This is a genomic window from Burkholderia sp. HI4860, assembly GCF_002223045.2.
Classification (GTDB): Bacteria; Pseudomonadota; Gammaproteobacteria; order Burkholderiales; family Burkholderiaceae; genus Burkholderia.
In genome coordinates this window covers 2,483,052-2,502,917 of sequence record NZ_NKFO02000001.1, presented here as the reverse complement: position 1 = coordinate 2,502,917, position 19,866 = coordinate 2,483,052, and the positions used below count along the sequence as shown (strand labels likewise).

The 19,866-nt window shown below is 65.3% G+C and carries 10 protein-coding genes and 2 pseudogenes; 7 read left to right on the top strand and 5 right to left on the bottom strand.

All coding sequences use genetic code 11. From position 1 onward, the window contains the following. Positions 1-6 precede the first annotated feature (6 nt). The 5 genes from CFB34_RS11115 (at position 7) to CFB34_RS11095 (ending at position 8,159) form a co-directional block, all read left to right on the top strand. Positions 7-663: an urea amidolyase associated protein UAAP2 gene (locus CFB34_RS11115; RefSeq protein WP_089442443.1), complete on the top strand. Its 657-nt coding sequence runs from the start codon at positions 7-9 to the stop codon at positions 661-663. Next, positions 660-4,253: an urea carboxylase gene (gene uca, locus CFB34_RS11110; protein WP_089442444.1), complete on the top strand. Its 3,594-nt coding sequence runs from the start codon at positions 660-662 to the stop codon at positions 4,251-4,253. Before CFB34_RS11115 ends, uca begins: the two co-directional genes overlap by 4 nt. Continuing rightward, entirely contained in the window at positions 4,250-6,166 is a 1,917-nt protein-coding gene (atzF, locus tag CFB34_RS11105) for an allophanate hydrolase (RefSeq protein WP_089442445.1), read from the top strand. The genes uca and atzF overlap by 4 nt, the downstream gene beginning before the upstream one ends. 64 nt (positions 6,167-6,230) lie before the next feature. Then, the gene (locus CFB34_RS11100) at positions 6,231-7,205 is read left to right on the top strand and encodes an ABC transporter permease (protein ID WP_089442446.1); all 975 of its coding nucleotides are present in this window, start codon (positions 6,231-6,233) and stop codon (positions 7,203-7,205) included. Between the two features lie 45 nt (positions 7,206-7,250). Next, positions 7,251-8,159: an ABC transporter ATP-binding protein gene (locus CFB34_RS11095; RefSeq protein ID WP_089442447.1), complete on the top strand. Its 909-nt coding sequence runs from the start codon at positions 7,251-7,253 to the stop codon at positions 8,157-8,159. A 337-nt stretch (positions 8,160-8,496) separates the two neighbouring features. Here the strand turns inward: CFB34_RS11095 and CFB34_RS11090 are convergent, their stop codons facing one another. Further along, a complete protein-coding gene (locus CFB34_RS11090; RefSeq protein WP_089442448.1) occupies positions 8,497-8,952 on the bottom strand; it encodes a VOC family protein in 456 nt (151 codons plus the stop codon). A gap of 181 nt (positions 8,953-9,133) precedes the next feature. Here CFB34_RS11090 and CFB34_RS11085 point away from each other — a divergent pair. Together CFB34_RS11085 and CFB34_RS11080 are read left to right on the top strand one after the other, a co-directional pair. Next, a pseudogene (locus CFB34_RS11085) lies at positions 9,134-9,676 on the top strand (nitronate monooxygenase); the annotation flags it as partial. Positions 9,677-10,202: 526 nt separating this feature from the next. Next, a complete protein-coding gene (locus tag CFB34_RS11080; protein WP_089442449.1) occupies positions 10,203-12,245 on the top strand; it encodes a sensor histidine kinase in 2,043 nt (680 codons plus the stop codon). Here the strand turns inward: CFB34_RS11080 and CFB34_RS11075 are convergent. The 4 genes and pseudogenes from CFB34_RS11075 to CFB34_RS11060 all read right to left on the bottom strand — a co-directional run bounded on the left by CFB34_RS11075 (position 12,212) and on the right by CFB34_RS11060 (position 19,864). After that, positions 12,212-13,105: a response regulator transcription factor gene (locus CFB34_RS11075; RefSeq protein WP_242808594.1), complete on the bottom strand. Its 894-nt coding sequence runs from the start codon at positions 13,103-13,105 to the stop codon at positions 12,212-12,214. The two genes, CFB34_RS11080 and CFB34_RS11075, sit on opposite strands and share 34 nt — an antisense overlap. Before the next feature lie 10 nt (positions 13,106-13,115). Then, a pseudogene (locus tag CFB34_RS11070) lies at positions 13,116-13,403 on the bottom strand (helix-turn-helix domain-containing protein); the annotation flags it as partial. A 247-nt stretch (positions 13,404-13,650) separates the two neighbouring features. Beyond that, a complete protein-coding gene (locus CFB34_RS11065; protein WP_143329446.1) occupies positions 13,651-15,066 on the bottom strand; it encodes an ISNCY family transposase in 1,416 nt (471 codons plus the stop codon). A gap of 199 nt (positions 15,067-15,265) precedes the next feature. Further along, positions 15,266-19,864: an RHS repeat-associated core domain-containing protein gene (locus CFB34_RS11060; RefSeq protein ID WP_089442461.1), complete on the bottom strand. Its 4,599-nt coding sequence runs from the start codon at positions 19,862-19,864 to the stop codon at positions 15,266-15,268. Positions 19,865-19,866: the final 2 nt, after the last annotated feature.

Genomic DNA, 19,866 nt, shown 5'->3' with positions numbered 1-19,866 from the left:
CGAGCCATGCCGATCATCGAAAGCCGTCTCGACCCACGCGATGCCATTCACGACACCACGTTGAACGCGGGCGAACCGTGGCTGCGCGACCTGAAGCGCGGGCAGGTCTTCCGCATCCTCGACCTCGAAGGCAACCAGGCCGTCGACACGCTGTTCTACCGGTCCGACGACCCCGAGGAGCGCTATAGCGCGCAGGACACGATCCGCGCGCAGCGCAACCTGTACCTGAGCGCGGGCAGCGTGCTGCTGTCGAGCCGGGGCAACCCGATGGTGACGATCGTCGCCGATACCTGCGGCCGTCACGACACGCTCGGCGGCGCGTGCGCGGCCGAGAGCAACACCGTGCGCTATGCGCTCGACAAGCGGCACATGCACAACTGCCGCGACAGCTTTCTCAACGCGATCACGCACTGCACGTGCGGCGCGGGCGCGCGGCTCACCAAGCGCGACCTGGTCGGCAACGTCAACTTCTTCATGAACGTGCCCGTCACGCCGCTCGGCGGACTGACCTTCGAGGACGGCATTTCCGCACCGGGCAAGTATGTGGAGATGCGCGCGGAGATGGACGTCACGGTGCTGATCTCGAACTGCCCGCAGCTCAACAACCCGTGCAACGGGTACAACCCGACGCCGGTGCGCCTCACGATCTGGGAGGCGGAATGAGATTCAAGAAAATCCTCGTCGCGAACCGCGGCGAAATCGCGTGCCGCGTGATCCGCACGCTGAAGCGGCTGGGAATCGCGTCGGTCGCGATCTACTCCGACGCCGATCGCGATGCGCGCCATGTGGCGCTCGCCGACGAAGCCGTGCGGGTCGGCCCCGCGCCGGCGGCGGACAGCTACCTGAACGTCGCGGCGATTCTCGCCGCCGCACGCGAGACGGGCGCGCAAGCCGTGCATCCGGGCTACGGCTTCCTGTCCGAGCACGCCGGTTTCGCCGACGCGTGCGAAGCCGCGGGCCTGCGCTTCATCGGGCCGCGCGGCGACCAGATGCGCGCGTTCGGGCTCAAGCACACCGCGCGCGAACTCGCCGCCGCACAGGGCGTCGCGCTGCTGCCGGGCACGGGCCTGCTCGACGATGCACGGACGGCGCTCGCGCAAGCCGACGCGATCGGCTATCCGGTGATGCTGAAAAGCACCGCGGGCGGCGGCGGGATTGGCATGTCCCTGTGCCGCGATGCCGCACAGCTCGAAGCGGCATTCGATTCCGTCGTGCGGCTCGGCGCCGCGAACTTCGCGCATACGGGCGTGTATCTCGAGAAATTCGTCGAGCACGCGCGGCACATCGAAGTGCAGATCTTCGGCGACGGCCACGGCGATGCGATCGCGCTCGGCGAACGCGATTGCTCGGTGCAGCGCCGCAACCAGAAAGTGATCGAGGAAACGCCTGCACCGGGCCTGACCGATGAAGAACGCGCCGCGTTGCACGCGAGTGCGGTGCGGCTGGCCCGCGCGGTCGGCTATGCGTCGGCCGGCACGGTCGAATTCGTGTTCGACGCGACGACGCGCCAGTTCTATTTCCTCGAGGTGAACACGCGGCTGCAGGTCGAGCATTGCGTGACCGAGGCCGTGACGGGCATCGATCTCGTGGAATGGATGATCCTGCAGGCGGAGGGTGACCTCCCGCCGCTCGACACGCTTGCCGTTGCACCGCGCGGCGCGAGCATCCAGGTGCGGCTCTATGCGGAGGATCCGCACAAGCAGTTCCTGCCGAGCGCGGGGCTGCTGACGCACGTCGCGTTTCCGGACGACGTGCGCGTCGACGGCTGGATCGAGGCGGGCACCGAGATCAGCGCGTATTACGATCCGCTGCTCGCGAAGCTGATCGTGCACGGCGAGACGCGCCGCGACGCGCTGGCCGCGCTGCAGCGCGCACTGGCGCGCACGGAACTGTACGGCATCGAAACCAACCTCGACTATCTGCGCGCGATTGCCGGTTCGGATACCTTCGCGCGCGGCGCATCGACGACCGCCTTCCTGTCGCGCTTCGCGTTCGCGCCGCACACGATCGACGTGCTCGACGGCGGCGTGCAGACCACCGTGCAGCAGGCGCCCGGGCGCGTCGGCTACTGGAACGTCGGCGTGCCGCCGTCCGGTCCGATGGACGATCGCGCGTTCGCGCTCGCCAACGCGCTGCTCGGCAACGCGCGCGACGCGGCCGGGCTGGAGTTCACGATGGTCGGCGCGACGCTGCGCTTCAACGCCGAGACGCTTTTCGTGCTCGGCGGTGCGCCGCTCGCGGCATCGCTCGATGGCGAGCCCGCACCGTTCTGGCAGGTGCTGCGTGCGCGGCCAGGCGCGGTGCTGAAGCTGGGCGGCGTGACGGGCGCCGGCGTGCGCGCGTGCCTGGCCGTGAAGGGCGGGCTGCAGGTGCCCGACTATCTCGGCAGCAAGGCGACCTTCACGCTCGGCCAGTTCGGCGGCCATGCGGGGCGTGCGCTGCGCAAGGGCGACGTGCTGCATCTGGACGCGACAGCCGGGCGCGGCGAAGCGGGCGCCACGCTGGCCGCGGCGGAGATCCCCGCGCTGACGCACGCGTGGACGCTCGGCGTGCTCGACGGCCCGCACGGTGCGCCGGATTTCTTCACGCCGGACGACATCGCGATGCTGTACGGCACGCAGTGGACGGTCCATTACAACTCGAGCCGCACCGGCATCCGGCTGATCGGCCCGAAGCCGCAGTGGGCACGCGCGGACGGCGGCGAGGCCGGCCTGCATCCGTCGAACATCCACGACAACGCGTACGCGATCGGTGCGGTCGATTTCACCGGCGACATGCCGGTGATCCTGGGCCCGGACGGCCCGAGCCTCGGCGGCTTCGTGTGTCCGGTGACGGTCGTGCATGACGAATTGTGGAAGCTCGGGCAACTGCGGCCGGGCGATACCGTGCAGTTCGTGCGCGCCCGTGTGTCGACCACGCGCTCCGCCGACACGGTGGCTGCGCGTCCGGCACCCACCAGCGCGCCGGACGACTGCGTGCTGCATCGCGACCCGTCGGCCGGCGGCGGCATCGGTGTCGTCTACCGGCGCTCGGGCGACCGCAACGTGCTGGTGGAATACGGGCCGCTCGTGCTCGACCTGAACCTGCGTTTTCGCGTGCATGCGCTGATGTGCTGGCTCGACGCGCATCGTCTGCCCGGCATGCTCGACCTCACGCCGGGCATCCGTTCGCTGCAGGTGCAGTTCGACGCGCGGACCTTGCCGCTCGACACGCTGCTTGCGCATCTGCAGACGGCCGAGCGCGAACTGCCGGAAGTCGCCGACATGCGCGTGCCGAACCGCATCGTGCATCTGCCGCTGTCGTGGGACGACCCGTCGACGCGGGTCGCGATCGAGCGCTACATGCAGTCGGTACGGCCCGATGCGCCATGGTGCCCGAGCAATATCGAGTTCATCCGGCGGATCAACGGCCTGGCCCGCATCGACGACGTGAAGCGCATTGTGTTCGACGCGCGTTATCTGGTGATGGGGCTCGGCGACGTGTACCTCGGTGCGCCGGTCGCGACGCCGCTCGATCCGCGCCACCGGCTCGTCACCACGAAGTACAACCCCGCGCGCACCTGGACGCCGGAGAACGCGGTCGGCATCGGCGGCGCGTATCTGTGCGTGTACGGGATGGAGGGGCCGGGCGGGTACCAGTTCGTCGGCCGCACCGTCCAGATGTGGAATCGCCACCGCACCACCCGTGAGTTCGAAGCCGGCAAGCCGTGGCTGCTGCGCTTCTTCGACGAGATTCGCTTCTACGAAGTCAGCGAGGCGGAGCTAGCGGAACTGCGCGCGGATTTCGTCGCGGGGCGCGCCGGGCTGAAGATCGAGGAATCGGTGTTCGATCTCGGCGCATACAACCGTTTCCTGCGCGACGAGGCCGATTCGATCGCCGCGTTCAAGGCATCGCAGCAAACGGCGTTCGAAGCGGAGCGCGAACGGTGGCGGGTGGCCGGGCATGCCGAATACGTCGGCGACGCGGCGCAGGGCGACGCGGATGCCGCGCGGGAAGCCGGCGCGCTCGCCGACACGCAGCGCGCGATTGCCGCGGACGTATCGGGCAGCGTGTGGAAGGTGCTGGTCGAAGCCGGTGAGCGCGTGACCGAAGGGCAGGTCGTCGCGATCGTCGAGTCGATGAAGATGGAGGTTGCGGTGACCGCGACGGAAGACGGCACGATCGAGACGATCGATTGCGCACCGGGCGCGGCGGTGGTGGCCGGCCAGCGGCTGATGGTGATGAAGGCGGGCGCCGCCGAGGAGGTTGCATGAGCACGACGGAACGTTCGATCCTGCCCGGCGTCTGTTCGATCGCCGCGCTGCACGCGCGCTATGCGAAAGGCGACCTGACGCCACACGCGCTCGTCGACGCGATCGCCGCGCATTTCGCCGCGGGCGATCCGCATCATGCGTGGATCCGGCCGCTGACGCATGGCGAGATGACGGCTTACGCCGACGCGCTGGCCGGGCGTGACCTCGCTTCATTGCCGCTGTACGGCGTGCCGTTCGCGATCAAGGACAACATCGACCTCGCCGGCATCCCGACCACGGCAGCCTGCCCGGCGTACGCGTACACGCCGGCGCGCAGCGCGCCCGTCGTCGAGCGACTGATCGCGGCGGGCGCGATCCCGATCGGCAAGACCAACCTGGACCAGTTCGCGACCGGGTTGTCGGGCCAGCGCTCGCCTCATGGCGCGTGCCGCAATGCGCTCGATCCGCGCTATGCATCGGGCGGCTCGAGCTCCGGGTCGGCGGTGGCCGTCGCGCTCGGCGTCGCGTCGTTCTCGCTGGGTACCGACACGGCGGGCTCCGGGCGCGTGCCAGCCGCATTCCACGGGCTCGTCGGGCTCAAGCCGACCAAGGGCGTGTTGAGCACGCTCGGCGTCGTGCCGGCCTGCCGGTCGCTCGATTGCGTGTCGGTGTTCGCGCACTCGGCGGCCGACGCGCGAACGGTGTTCGCCGCCGCGCACGGCGTGACCGATGGCGATCCGTACGGACGCGCCTGGCAGCCGCTGCGGGGCGCGGACGGGCTTCGCGCGCAACCGGCGCGCCCGTTCGGGCAGTTGCGCTTCGGCACGCCGCGTGCCGACCAGCTGCAATTCTTCGGCGACGAATCGTATGGCGCGGCGTGGCGAGCCGCGCTCGATCGCCTGCGCGCGACCGGGGCGCAGATCGTCGAGATCGATTTCAGTGGGTTCCTGGCTGCCGCGCGGCTGCTTTACGAAGGCCCGTGGGTGGCCGAACGGCTCGCTGCGATCGGCGCGTTCGCCGCGCGGGAGCCCGAGGCGCTGCATCCGGTGATCCGCGAAATCGTCGGCGGCGCGGCGCGCTTCAGCGCGGCCGACGCGTTCACCGCGTTCGACACGCTCGCGACATTGCGCGTCGAGGCCGGCCGCGCGTGGGACGGACTGGACGCGATCGTCATGCCGACTTCGGCGACAACCGCGACCGTCAGCGAACTCGAAGCCGACCCGATTGGCGTCAATTCGCGTTTTGGTTACTACACGAACTTCGTCAACCTGCTCGACCTGTCGGCGATCGCGGTGCCCGCCGGTCGCTGCGAAACCGGGCGGCATGCCGGGCTGCCGTTCGGCATCACGTTCGTCGGGCGCGCGCACGACGACGCGCGGCTGCTCGATCTTGCGCAGGCGTGGTGTGACGCGGAGGAACGCGGTCGCGACGAGGGCGGCGGCCTGCAGACGAACGTCGCAGACGACGCGTTCGCAACGCCGGCACCGGTGCCCGGCGCGTCATCCGGCGTCGTGCGCGTGGCGGTCGTCGGCGCGCATCTGAGCGGTGAGCCGCTGAACTGGCAGCTCACCCAGCGAGCCGGACGTTTCGTCACCGCGACGACGACAGCGCCCGCCTATCGTCTCTACGCGCTGTCGGAGGCGGCATCCGGCGGCGTCGCCAAGCCGGGCCTCGTGCGTGTGCCGGACGGCGGCGCGTCGATCGCGGTCGAGCTCTGGGAGATGCCGGTCGACGCTTACGGCAGCTTCGTCGCCGGCATTGCCGGCCCGCTCGGCATCGGCACGCTGACGCTCGCGGACGGTGCTCGGGTGCAGGGCTTCCTGTGCGAGAGCGCGGCACTCGACGGCGCGCACGACATCACGCACTTCGGCGGCTGGCGTGCCTACCGTGCGAGCGCCGCGAGCGGCGCGACCAACGCAGGCGCATTGCAATGAACGTCCGGTCGCGCGGCGCTCCGGCATGCGCGCGACCGGTACCTGAAACGATACGGAGATTGACATGCCAACGACCCGCAACACGACCGGATGGCTCGCCGTGCGACGCGAGCTGACGACCCGCGGAAAATGGACGCTCGGCGTGGCGTCCTTCCTGCTGCCGTTCGCCGTCTGGTGCCTGATCAGCTATGTGCCGTTCATCTGGCATCCGCAAATGCGCGTCACGAATCCGGGCAGCGTCGACTATTTCCAGGCCGGCATGCAGATCGATCGCGACGTGTTCGACGACGAGCTCGCCCATGCGCGAGCGACCCACGCGGCCGTGCCCGAAGGCGTGCGTGCGAACCCGGTGTACCTGCCCGCGCCGCACCAGGTGCTGCGCGCGTTCTACACGGCGTTCACGACCCCGCCGGCATCCCGCGACGGCGTCTGGCTGCACGAGAGCCTGTGGCACAGCATCCGGATCATCTTCTGGGGCTTCGTGATCTCGTCCGCGATCGGCGTGCCGCTCGGCATCGTCTGCGGCACCTTCAGCGTGCTCGCGCGGCTGCAGGAGCCGTTCCTGGAGTTCTTCCGCTATTTGCCGGCACCCGCGTTCGGCGCGCTGATGGTCGCGATCCTCGGCATCTACGATGCGCCGAAGGTTGCGATCATCGTGATCGGGACGCTGTTCCAGCAGGTGCTGATCATCGCGAACACGACGCGCAAGCTCGAATACGGGCTGTTCGAGGCCGCGATGACACTCGGCACGAAGAAGCTGAAGCTGCTCACGCACGTCGTGATCCCCGGCGTGCTGCCGGACCTGTATCGCGACCAGCGCATCCTGCTCGGCTGGGCCTGGACTTACCTGATCGTTGCCGAACTCGTCGGCACGAGCTCGGGCATCACCTGGTACATCAGCCAGCAGGCGCGCTACCAGCATTTCGACAACGTGTATGCGGCGATCCTGATGATCGGGATCATCGGCCTAGGCACCGACATCGTGCTCGGGCTGCTCGGCCGCCGGCTGTTTCCGTGGGATCGCACGCTGAACGCGTGACGCCCGTTGACGCCCATCCATCGACCGAATTCCGCGGAGACCATCATGCAGAACCCGCAAGCCGTTCCCGATTACCTGATGCAGTCCGACGCGGTGCGCGAGCGCTTCGCGCGCCTGAAAACCCGCGACGTGATACTCGACGTGCGTCATGTCGGCAAGCGTTTCGCGACACCGCAGGGCGAGTGCACCGCACTCGACGACGTCAGTTTCCGTACCTACCGGCGCGAATTCGTGTGCGTGATCGGCCCGTCCGGCTGCGGCAAGTCGACGCTGATCCGCATCCTGGCCGGGCTCGACGCACAGACGAGCGGCGAGGTGCTGCTCGACGGCAAGCCCGTGCAGGGGCCGGGCGCCGATCGCGGGATGGTGTTCCAGGGCTATACGCTGTTTCCGTGGCTCACCGTGAAGAAGAACGTGATGTTCGGACTCCGGATGAACGGCAGCAGCAACGGCCAGGCCGAGCGCGAAGCGCTGCAGTGGCTCGATCTGGTCGGGCTGACGCGTTTCGCGGATGTCTATCCGCACCAGTTGTCGGGCGGGATGAAGCAGCGCGTGGCGATTGCCCGCGCGCTCGCGAACCGGCCGCGCATCCTGCTGATGGACGAGCCGTTCGGCGCGCTCGACGCGCAGACGCGGGCGCGGATGCAGACGCACCTGCTCGACATCTGGCGCAACATCGACGTGACGATCCTGTTCATCACGCACGATCTCGACGAGGCGATCTTTCTGGCGGACCGGATTCTCGTGCTGAAGGCGAACCCGGGGGCGGTGCAGGAACTGATCGAGGTGCCCGTGCCACGGCCGCGCGACTATGCGCAGGTCAATACGCCGGAGTTCATCGCGACGAAGGCGCGACTCGAGGCGCTGATCCATCCGAAGGAGGTGGTGGCCATCGACGACGGCGTGCGGCCGCACATGATCCGCATGACGGATGTGTCGGACAACGTCGAGTAAGCCGTGATGAAAACAGGCGGACGGTCGCTAAGTCCAGGCGCGGGCGAGCCCCAGCGCCGTCGCGACATCGCCGCGGCGATACGCGGCCCGAACGGCTGCCGTCGTGGCCGCGATGACTTCCGACGGCGGTGACTTTCGCAGACGCACGGCGACGCGTGGTAGCGATGCGAGCTGAGTCCGCAGGTCGACGATCAGCCGGCAGCAGCGAAAACCGTTCGGCCGGCGCAGGACGGTTCAGCAGCAGCGTCGGCACGCTTCGGTAGAGCCGGTGGATGTCGTCGGGGTGATAGTGCATCGCGAATGTCGGGGTGGTCGACCGGCGCGCGCGGTGCGCCGTTCAGGTTTTCGTCGGGTCGCCGGACAGCAGCGCGGTGTAACGCCGCTGCATTTCATCGGGTTCGACCGCTTCGATCGTATGCCCGATCAGCCAATCGTAGCCGAACGGGTCGCGAATCTTGCCGGAACGCTCGCCGTAGAACTGGTCCTGGATCGCGCGTGTCAGCTGCGCGCCGGCCGCGATCGCGGCGGCGATCGTCGCGTCGGCGTCGTCGACGTGCAGGTGAAGCGACATCGGCGCCTTGCCATCCGGGTCGATCGCGAAGATATCGTATTCGGGGAACTCGTCCGAGATCATCAGCGTGCACGGCCCGAGCTGCAATTCCGCGTGGCCGATGCGTCCCGACGGCTCGACGAGACGGAATTTCTCCTGCGCGCCGAACGCCTTCGCATAGAACGCGATGGCGTCGTCCGCATGCCTGGCGCGCAAATAGGGAAAGACTTCGTGAATCGCCATGGTGCCCTCCGGTTTGGGGGTGTGGGTGTCGCTCGAGCCTGTCGGGCCTCGCGGGGCGCGTCGTGACTTCGCTGGGGCGGTGGCCGAGGATTTTGCCGTGTCGTGAACGGCTAACACGCTGATTCTACAAACGAATCGTGTGAATGGGGGAGGGGCGGCGATGCGGCGGCGGGCGCCGGACGAATGCAGCGGCCATCCGGGCGAGGACGACATTTCGAGCGTCATCCCGCTGCCGCGCGCCGCCGACGATCTCAAGATTCCGTTCGTGGCCGCCGGCGGCATGGCTGATGGGCGATCGCTGGTGGCGGCACTTTCGCTTGGCGCGGCCGGCATCAACATGGGGATGCGTTGCATCGCCACCCGCGAGGCGCCGGTGCACGGGAACGTGAAGCAGACACTGGTCGCGGCGATCGAAATGGACGCGCGCCTGGTCATGCGCCCGTTGCGCAATACCGAGCGCGTGCTGCGCAATACCGCCGTCGATCGCATCCTCGAAAAGGAAAGCAGGCTCGGTACCGATATCCGGTTCGACGATAGCGACGAAGAGGGCGCCGGCGTGTATCCGCGCATCATGAAGGAGGGCGCGCTCGACGCGGGCGCATGGTCGTGCGGCCGGGTCGTCGGCTTGATCCGCGATATCCCGACCGTGAAGGAACTCGCCGATCGCATCGTGAGCGAGGCGAAGGAGATCATCCGTGGTCGGCTGGCACGTATTGCTGTTTGAGCTGCAAGCTGCCCGAATTCCGGGAGCCGCGCGCCTGGTGCGGGTTGGTGCTGAAGAACGGCAAGGCGCTTCCGGCCTCGCCCGGCCCCATTGGGCCAGGCGAGACTGCAGAAGGGCGGACCACTGCCCGCCATCGTCGCGCGCAACACCACGAAAGCCCGCCAAATCCTGCCGACAGTCGGTCGACGGCGACGGCATGCCGTCCAACGAGCGCCTCGTGCCTGATTTGTTGTCCATGCTCGTCGGAATGCCGCCGCCAGCCCGGCCATATCGTTGTTGTCGGCGTCGGTGCGCCGTCGTCGTGCGGGGCGTAGGCAAGGGTAGCGTTGCTGGTCAAGGGTGTCGGGGCACTCACTGTCTGCGAACCGCGCCCGGCCTCATTGATTGGCGTGCATCTTAAATGAGCGTGCGCAGCGAAAACTGACAAGTTCTGACATCCGGAGCGCGGACGTCAACGGCGTGCCGGCGGGCCTCGCGCGTTCGGTTATAGTGTCGCCCGATTGCAGACACCAGTACGAATCGCGCGATGCTCCGGCTCATCTTCCTCATCCTGATTACCTGGGCCTCCGGGGCCTTCGCGGCAACGCCGATTACGTTGCCGGACGGAGGGCAGGTCGGCATCCGGAACGGCTGGGATCTGTTGCGCGATCCGGCTAACACGCTCACGGTCGAGCGCATGTCCCAGCCCGAGATCGCGCGCGCATTCGTCGGCCAGACGTCGGAGCCCGCGCTCGGCTATGTCAACGGCGCGGTGTGGCTGCGCGTGATCGTGATGCGCCCGGCGAGCGCACCGCCGATGTGGCTGCTGGAATTGCGGTCGTCGCTGCTGAACGACGTCACGCTGTACGTGCCCAAGCCGGGCGGCGGATACCAGCGCCACGTCGCAGGCGATCGCAAGCCGGTGGAACAACGCGACATCGCGTACCGCAACCCCGTATTTCGCCTCGACCTTCCGGCGGACCAGCCGGTCACGCTCTATCTCCGAATCCGCAGCACCAGCACCATGAGTTTCTCGATGGCGCTGTGGTCGCCAGACGCGTTCATCTCCGCGACGAGCAAGGAATCGTTGCTGTTCGGGCTGCTGGACGCCGCGCATCTCGTGCTGCTCGTCTCGAGCCTGTGGCTGTTCCGGGTGACGCGCGATGTGTCGTTTGGACTCTACGCGCTGAGCGTCGTCGTGAACCTGCTCACCGCGCTCGGCGCCGAAGGCTACATCTATCAGTACCTGCTGCCGGGCTTTCCGGCCGCGAGCAATGCGGTCTACCTGATCAGCTGGCTGCTCGGCACGCCCGTCGGCACGCTGTTCACGATGCACTACCTCGGCCTGTTCAACGGGCGCTGGCGGCGCCCGACGATCGCTTTTGCCGCACTGACGATCGTCGTGGCGCTGGCTGTCGCGCCGCTGATGCTGATCGTCAATGTCTGGTGGGTGCGACCGCTCTACCTGTTCTGGCAGATGGCGGTCATTCTCGTCACGATGGGCGTTGCGCTCTGGCTCACCGCCCGAGGATACCGGCACGCACGCATCGTCGTGCTCGTGCTGTTGCTGTTGCTCGCCGGCAGCGCATTGCGTGTTGCGCGCAACGTCGGCTGGATCCCGCCGGGGCTGCTCGCCGACAACGCCGGATACCTGGGGATGCTCGCGTTCATGCTCGTCATGAATTCGGCGATCAGCTCGCGCTACAACGCGATGCGCAATGCGATGGAAGCGGCGCAGGCCGATGCATTGCGTGTCGCGCGCCAGGCCGAGCGCGATCTCGAAGCCAAGGTCGCGCTGCGCACCCAGGCGCTGCGGGAGGCAATGGAGCAGGTGGAAGCGTCGCTCGCGCTGGAAAAGCGTGCGCAAGACGAGCAGCGCCAGCTTCTGGCAACCGTGTCGCATGAGCTGCGGACGCCGCTGGCCGTCATCGACGCCACTGCCCAGAATCTCGACCTCGACGACTCCCGCGCCGATCCGTTGACGTCGTCGCGCTACCAGAAGATCCTGCGCGCGACGCAGCGTTTGACGGTGCTGATCAATGACTCGCTGCACGAGGACGGGTTCGAGCTGCTGCGACGCGGAACCCGCATCGGCGACACCCGGCTGGCGGCGCTGCTCGACGATGCGGCCACGGCGGCCGGCGCGCTGTCCGACGGCCACCGCCTCGAAATCGACGCGAAACACCTGCCGGACATCTTCGTGTGCGACGGCAGCCTCACGCGTCTCGTGCTGCGCACGCTCGCCGACAATGCCGTCAAATACACACCTGGCGGCACCCGGATCATGTTGCGCGGGCGGCGTGTGCCGGGCGGTGTGGAGCTGGAAGTCGAGGACGACGGCCCTGGCATTGCGCCGGCGGATCTGCCGTATGTATTCGAGCGGTTCTATCGCGGCCGCAACGTGGGCCGCAAGCCGGGTACCGGCCTCGGTCTCCCGCTGGCGCGCCGCATGGTCGAGATGCAGGGCGGTACGTTGAATCTGGTCAGCGAGGCGGGGTACGGGTGCCGGGCGACGGTCTTTTTGCCCACGAACGCGGACAGGGCGGCCGTAGCCGCTCAGGCGAGCATCAGTGGCGCGGCGAACGTGTAGCCGGTGCGATGGACGGTCTTCAGCGGGAGTTCGGAGCCCGTCTCGCTTCGCCAGCGCTGCCGCAGGCGGCTGACCATCGTTTCCAGCCTGCGCTCGTCGTAGTCGACCCAGTCGAAACCGAAATCCTCCGCGATCTGTCGCCGGCTGACGGCCTTGGACGGATGCCGCGCCAGCAGCGCGAGCAGGGCGATCTCGCTCGCCGACAGATCGAGTCGGCCGCCGCCCGGCGCAGACAGTGCGCGGGCCTGGCAGTCGAGCCGCCAGTCGTTCGCCACCCGGCGGCCGAGTGCCTGGAGAATGGCGTCGAGTTCGAGCAGTTTCACCGGTTTGACCAGATAGTGATCGGCGCCGCCGATCAGGCCGTCGATCTTGTCCTGCGTGTCTCCGCGTGCGGTCAGCATGACGATGCCGCACTCGCGATGCCGGGCTCTGAGCCACACGGCCGCGTCGAAACCGCTCCCGTCGGGCAGCATCACGTCGATGATCGCAAATGCGAGATCCGACGCCCGCTCCTGGAACTCCGCGATCGTGCCGGCCTGATCGACCGTCCAGCCGCGTTTTTCCAGAAACGCGGCGATTTCCTCGCGCAACTCGACCTCATCGTCGAGCAACAGCACTTTGGCCATACTGCTACCTTGAATCCGCGTTGTGTGGTTGCGGGGTCTGCCTTTTGTTTCCGCCGAGATCGGCGGCAATGCCGCGCTGGGTAGCGCGATGCCGCCGTCATCGGCCCCGGATTCGCCTGCGCCTGGCAAGCGCGGGGATTTTAGCCGACCGGGGCCGCTGTGATTGTGGTTAGGGGCAATCTTGCCCGGCGTTTTATTGCGGAACACGCTGTACTTGGCGCTGTAGAGCGCCACCAGGTTTGTCGTGGCAGTCCCAGGGCTTCTCGCAGGCCAACGTCGGCCTGAAATCGGCGTAGCGATCGCGGATGATCGACAGCGCCCGGTCCACAATTACCGCGTCCAGCCGGTTGTTGCTTGGCTTCGCATACCGTCCCGACACGAGACGTTGAGGCCCGTGTTCCCGCAGCCTGGCGACCAGCCGGCGAACCTGCCGGGTCGTCAGCTCCAGCCGTTCTGCAGCACGCCATGGCTTGAGCTTGCCGTCCGCCACGTCCTGAATGACCTTGAACCTGTCCAGCTCCCGCATGCTCATGGTGATCAGTCCAGGTTGGCCCACGATGCGCTCCGGCAGTTCGAACCGCCGCCAGCATGCGCCGAAACCCTCGAGCTACGACATTTCAACTTTGCCCAGATGCGACATTACAACTTTGCTCTTACAACCAATGTCATACCCGGATTCAGATGTCGTAGCGCCAGCTAAATACAGATGTCGCATGTTTCATCGGCTTTCCATCCTTCAGTGTTGAAGTGCCGAGCCTGAGGCGGCAGGGCGCTGACGCTCACCCGCGGGCCTTGGCAGACCGCCGCTCAGTTTCTGCTTTTGACGCAACTTCCAGAATCGCGGCTTCCATGTCAGTCACCGTGAACCGGCGAGGTTTCTTCGTGCCGGGTTGCGCTTCATTTGCCCGCACCGGCAGCCCCCGATGCGTTCGCGACGGCGCAGTGCCGATCCGCCGGCTGTCGCGCTGCGCCTGAAACGCTTGTGCCACCTGCAACGCATGGCTCAGGCGCTTGTGATCCACGATCGCGCCTTGATCCACCTCGGCCAGCCGATCGTAGGATTGTGCCGACAGTAGCTGGCCAGCCGCCCGAAGCTCGATGCGTCCGTCCGGGTACTCCCACACCTCGATGTCACGATGTATCCACGCCCGATTCCCCGGCGTATCGTCCAGCAGATAGAGCACCCGGTCGTACTGCACCGTCAGCGCCTTCGTGACCCGGCGTGTCTCGCGCCAGGTCAGCAGCAGATCCAGATCCTCGTCGGACCGCAGCGGTCGATGCGCATCAAAGCCGCTCTTCGGTGGCTTCGCGAAGCGCTCGTTATACATGGCCATGAAGGAGGGCGCGTAAGCGTTCGCGTCGGCGACCGTGCTGATGCCGCGCAGTCTCAACTCCTTGACGAGCCGATCCTGCAGCGTCAAGTGCGCTCGCTCGACACGTCCCTTGGCCGAGCTGCTGTTCGCGCAGAACGTGTCAATGTTCAGCTCGTACATCGCCCGACCGAAGTGCGTCACGCTTTGGCCTGTCTTGCTGGCGCTCGTATTGCGGAACACGCTGTACTTGTCGCTGTAAAACGCCACCGGCTTGCCATGGCGCTCCAGATACGCTCGCGTGGCCTCGAAGTAGCTGAACGTCGACTCGGTCTGCGTGAAGTGCAGCATCATCAGCCGGCTCGTCGCGTCGTCCACGTACACCAGCAGCGTGCAGGCCGGCGCCCGTTCCTCGAACCACCGATGATCGCAACCATCGATCTGGATCAGTTCACCCAGACACGCCCGGCGCGCTCGCGGCTGATAAACCTTCGGCGGACGCTGCCGACGTGGAATCCACAAGCCAGCGTCCGTCATCAGCTTCCTGACCGTCTCCTTGGCCAGCCGAATGCCATGGCATTCCCACAGCTTCTCGCAGGCCAACGTCGGCCCGAAATCGGCGTAACGCTCTCGAATAGTGGTCAAGGCGCGTAACGCTAGTCCTTCGTCGAGCTTGCGGTTGCCTGGCCGGCCACGACGGCCCGAAGCGACGCCGCTAGGTCCATGCTCTCGATATCGGATGACCAGCCTTTCCACCTGTCGCACGCTCAGTCCCAGCCGTTCGGCCGCACGTCCGGGCTTCAGGCCCGTGTCCACCACGGCCTGGATTACCTTGAGTCGATCAAGCTCTCGCATCGTCAGTGTCACCAATCCGGCTGGCTGCATGGTCGGCTCCGCGCTCGCTCAACGAGCCGTCCAGCATGCCAGCAGTCAAAAACACGACATCTGTAAATAGCCAGAACACGACATTAGGATATGGCTGCTACAACCAAATCCGACGATAATTCACGTTATGTAAAATATGAACCGCACCGAGCGGACGGCAAACGACGGTCTTTTCCAAAGCGCTGACTGAGTCCCGTCATCAGCAACCCGCACTCGTCCATTTAAGTGCGTTACTTAGCCAGTGGCGCCGCGTTGTCGTTTCGTGGGTGATCAGGTTTTCCACCTCTACGACAACATCAGCGCGACGTCTGCCGAATTCGCCAAAGCGCGCTGGCCGGAAAGTCCATCGCAAATTGGTATCCGTCGCGTCATAGATGACGGTCACTTGATCCCGGAATACGATATCTCGTAGATAGGGACGACAACCAGGCTCGCATGGGTCGAGTGTGCCTACCATTCTGATGGTGTCTCCTTCCTGCACCGCCATTCTGATGTCGTGCAGTTCCAGGTAGCCCGGCTCCGTGTGTGAGCGTAGCCCCCACGGGCCGGCTTGTTCCCGGGTAAGCCCACCGCTCTGGACTTGCCACATATGCGAAGTAAGCACCCTGTCACCACGTTCGATCCACGCCTGCAGCACATGCGGAGTCAGTCCCAGCGGGTCCGCCCAGTTTAGAGGGTTAGGTGCATACGCAAACACATTGATCCCTCCGGCAAGCCCGATTGGATCCGGTGTGATGAAGCAGCCCATCGCGGGATCAAAATAGCGGAACCTGTTGTAGTGAAGCCCCGTTTCCGTATCGCGATACTGTCCCTGGAAACGAAGTGGCTGATCGAACCCGACTGGAATTCCGTTGCCGGTGCTCTCCTCTACCGAAAGATGGCTCATTTCCCAGACGACCTGTCCGACATTATTGACGACTCTTGTTGGTGCTCCATTGGGATCGGTCGAAAAGAAATGCAATTCAGCGGGAGTCTGCTCGGCGACGGGCACTGGATCGAGCGGTAGGTGTTTCGTCGTCGCGGCAATGCCGAGACGAATTCCCGCCAGCGGCTGAGCCGTTCCTGGATAGTAGATCCACTCCTTTGCTTCGCATGGGTGCGGAACCGACATGATCTGTGACACGGATTCGTTGGTTTCCTGAACGCTTGTCGAGACCTCGGCTACGAGCACGTCGCCCTCCCAGAAGAAATAACTGGTACGTGACAACGTCGAGCAAGGAGAGGTGGAGCCTAGGTGTGCGCCAGGTACGTGCTGTACCCAGGTGTCCTTCTTCACGCGACGATGAAACGCGTCATATACGTAGCATGTGCGAATGCTCGACGTGCCATTGACCGAGTTCGCCACTAACGTCTCGATCAACAGTCCGTCGTTGCTCCACCGTAGCCTTAGATCCTGTTGCGGATCCCGTCTCAGCAATAGACGCCCGGCCATGTCGAATGCGTAGTAACAGTCGTCGAGTCTGCCTTCCCGAATCCATGTGTCGTCCGGTGATTCGTGGTCGAACACATCGATCCGTTTTTCCTTGAGGATGCGCGTTTTCAATCGGTCGCCGGTCGGATCGGACAGGAATCGATGCAACTTGCCGGTTGGATCGAGATGTCCGGTCAACCTGCCCACCGGATCGTATTGATAGCGCTCAACGCCAAGTCGCGAGTCACGCTTCTCGATCAGTTGGCCATTGGCGTCATAAAGATATTCACTCGCGAACAACGCACCCGTGTCGTTCAGCAGTTTTTGTTTGGCGAGCCGCCCGTCCGACGTATACGACAACTCGTGTCGCAACTCGGCGTCAAGATGTTCGACCTGAATCCGCCCATGTGCGTCACGTGTGAGCGTCATCGGCGCGGCGTCGTCAATCTGGATCGCACTGACTGCGCCAAGAGCGTCATAGGCAAAGCGGACGGTATGCGCGATCGTTGCTGCATCCCCCTGGAAACGGCTTCGACGTTCGATACGATTGCCTACCCCGTCATAGGTATTCGCAATCACGAAGCAGTCGCCCTGCTTTTCCTCGACGATACGGCCCACGGCGTCGTATCGAAACTCGATCCGCATATCCGGATTTTCCGCGACGATCAGGTTACCGGCATCATCATACGAATATTTCTCGGTATGGATTCCATCGGGGCGCCTTGGATCCAGCACGTGCTTCTTCAAGATGCGACCAAGCGCGTCCGTTTCGTAATCGATGGTCTGTCCCAGCGGATCGGTGCTGTGTCGTAACTCATCGATCACTCCGTATTCGTAGCGGTGCGATTGTCCCCAGTAATCGATTTCCTCGATAATTCTCCCCAGCGCATCACGCACGAGTCGATACAGTTTGCCGCACTCGTCGAGCACACCAACGAGTTGCCCTTCGGTGTCGTAGCGATATTCAACCACGGCTCCGTCCGGTGTCAGCCGTTTGCTGATTCGCCCCAGCGCCGAATATTCAAGTCGTGTGACGAAGCTGTTCGCGTCGAGGCAGCGTGTCAAATTGCCATTGGCATCGTAGGTGCAAAAGATCTCCCGCCCGGTCGGCTCGATCACTCGAGTCAGGTTGCCGTTTCGATCGTATTCGTAGCGACTCCGATCGCCCAATGCACTGATGATCTGCATGACATTGGATCGTGCATCGTGCGTGTACAGGGTCTGGTGACCAAGCGCATCGGTTACGGTTTCAGTATTGCCGTCGCGGTCGTAGCTGAAGCGCGTCACCGCGCCGTCGGATGCCGTACGCGCCACGAGCTGACCATGCTGATCGTACTCGTAATGCATGCTGGCTTGAGAAGGCGTCGTTTGCCGCCGCAGGTTGCCGCGTTCATCCCACGCGTAGCGCCATGTTCGCCCGCCGGACGCCGTCACGCACAGCGGCTGACAGTCGGAGTCGTACTCGACACGCACGACGCTCTTGTCCGGCAACGTCTTGGCAAGCAGATTGCCGCGCGCGTCGTACTCCCAGACAGTACGGCCCCCGGCGGGGTTGGTTTCCGAGCTGGTGCGTCCATGCACGTCGTATTGGTAGCTCGACACACGGCCAAGGGGATCGACTCGAGAGACCGGCATGCGGCGTTCGTTCGTCTGCAGGATCGTCGTGTGTCCCAGAGAATTGGTCATCCGGGTTTCGCGATGCACGAGATCGTAGACGAAGTGGTAATCGAAGAGGCCCTCGTCTCCCCATGCATGCTCGACTCGCCATGACTCATCGTCATGCCATCGATGGCTATAGTGAAAGGACATCCCACTGGCGTTCGTGTGCCGTATCATCCGATGCCCGTCGGCATAGGCGAATCGATGCGGCTGGTTCATGGCATCGATCGCGGCTGTCAGGTTCCCGTCGTCGTCGTGCTCATAGCTGACGAGCCGATGAACGTGGCCGTCGGCATCGACCAGCGTCAGCGCGGCAAGCAGGTCCGGACCGCGGACCTGGCCGCCCGCCTCGGCCTCACACTCGATCACGCGCCCGCTTGCTTCTTCGCCCTTCCACTCGGTCAGCCGCGCCAGGGTGCCGTCCGATCTGCGCTCGAATACCCATGCATTGCCGTTGAGATCCGTCATCCGGTCGACCGGCAGCGCGAACGAAGCACCTTCCGCGAGTGTCGCCATTCCATGTTGCCAGTGTGCCGGCAACGTGAATTCATACTCGACGCCAATGCGCGTGCGAAGTACCAGCAGGCGGCTTCTGCGATAGAGCACATGACCATTTCGCCCGTCGTACACCCGAGCGGGCCAGCCTGCATCAGCGGGCACGACCTCAAAGGCCGTCGCTTGATCGGGGAAATAGGCCGCTACCCCCACCGTGCCGGCGTGCTGCATCAACTCGACCCGGATATCGGCAGGGGTTTGCCAGCCCCAGCCCACCGTACCGCACCCCCTATCGTGACTGGAGTAATGGCGGTCCCAGACGAGCGGCAGGCGTCCCGCGATAGTGAAATCGAGCTGCTGCATGACGACCTCTCCAGTGGTCAGGTCCACCGGATCGGCGCCCAGCACCTTGCATCGCAAGAACCCCGGCTTCAAATGCAGCTTGTCCGCCAGCGCCCTCGCCCATTCCGATCCGCGAAACGCCTTGAACAATCCCTTCGCCAGCGCCACCATGTTGACGATGGGCGGCCCGCCCACCAGCACGGGGCGTCCGGTCGGAATCGGCAGCATGAACGACGTCGGCAGAGACAGATGCTCGCGCTTCGTATGCGCGCCGTTGTGCGTCGGCGGCTCCAGCCCGACCGCCCAGCAACTCATCGCCGGCAGCGCCAGGAACGCCAGCGGGTCGTTGTTCGCGAGCACGGTCTTGCTGCCCATGTAAGCTTCCGCGTCGTTCGACGGGTCCGGATCGGGTGGCGCGAACGATTCGCCGAGCGGAAAATGCAGCGCTGGCGCATGGAATGCATGCGTACCCGCGGTCGCCCGCAGCATCCCGTTCACGAAGATCGGCCGACCCGCGATGCTGCCCATCCCGACGCCCGCCCCCACCGCGTTTGCGATATCGCCCGCAGTCTTTGCCCCCTTCAACGCTTGGGCAACAGTGGGATCCTTCGCCAGTTTCTGAAGCTCGCCGGAAACGGCATGGGCTGTGTCCTCGAGCTTCTTCGCGTCGTCCGGATGGTCTTCAAGATATTCAACCGCCTTTTCCTCGATGATCGTGAAGGCGATCGCACCAATGACGCCCAATGCAGCGTTCACATATTCGCGCAGGTCAAGCATGAACCCGACATGGGGATGCGGCAGGAATACCGGTGTCGGACTCGGCGCCACCAATACCGAATGCAGGTCGACACCGACGACCGGATCGAGATGTTTGACCGCGGGCAATCCCATGG

Coding starts and splice junctions, on each gene's coding strand:
- uca (WP_089442444.1), top strand. CDS start 660: ATGAGATTCAAGAAAATCCTCGTCGCGAACCGCGGCGAAATCGCGTGC.
- CFB34_RS11090 (WP_089442448.1), bottom strand. CDS start 8,952: ATGGCGATTCACGAAGTCTTTCCCTATTTGCGCGCCAGGCATGCGGAC.
- CFB34_RS11115 (WP_089442443.1), top strand. CDS start 7: ATGCCGATCATCGAAAGCCGTCTCGACCCACGCGATGCCATTCACGAC.
- CFB34_RS11080 (WP_089442449.1), top strand. CDS start 10,203: ATGCTCCGGCTCATCTTCCTCATCCTGATTACCTGGGCCTCCGGGGCC.
- atzF (WP_089442445.1), top strand. CDS start 4,250: ATGAGCACGACGGAACGTTCGATCCTGCCCGGCGTCTGTTCGATCGCC.
- CFB34_RS11065 (WP_143329446.1), bottom strand. CDS start 15,066: ATGCAGCCAGCCGGATTGGTGACACTGACGATGCGAGAGCTTGATCGA.
- CFB34_RS11060 (WP_089442461.1), bottom strand. CDS start 19,864: ATGGGATTGCCCGCGGTCAAACATCTCGATCCGGTCGTCGGTGTCGAC.
- CFB34_RS11095 (WP_089442447.1), top strand. CDS start 7,251: ATGCAGAACCCGCAAGCCGTTCCCGATTACCTGATGCAGTCCGACGCG.
- CFB34_RS11100 (WP_089442446.1), top strand. CDS start 6,231: ATGCCAACGACCCGCAACACGACCGGATGGCTCGCCGTGCGACGCGAG.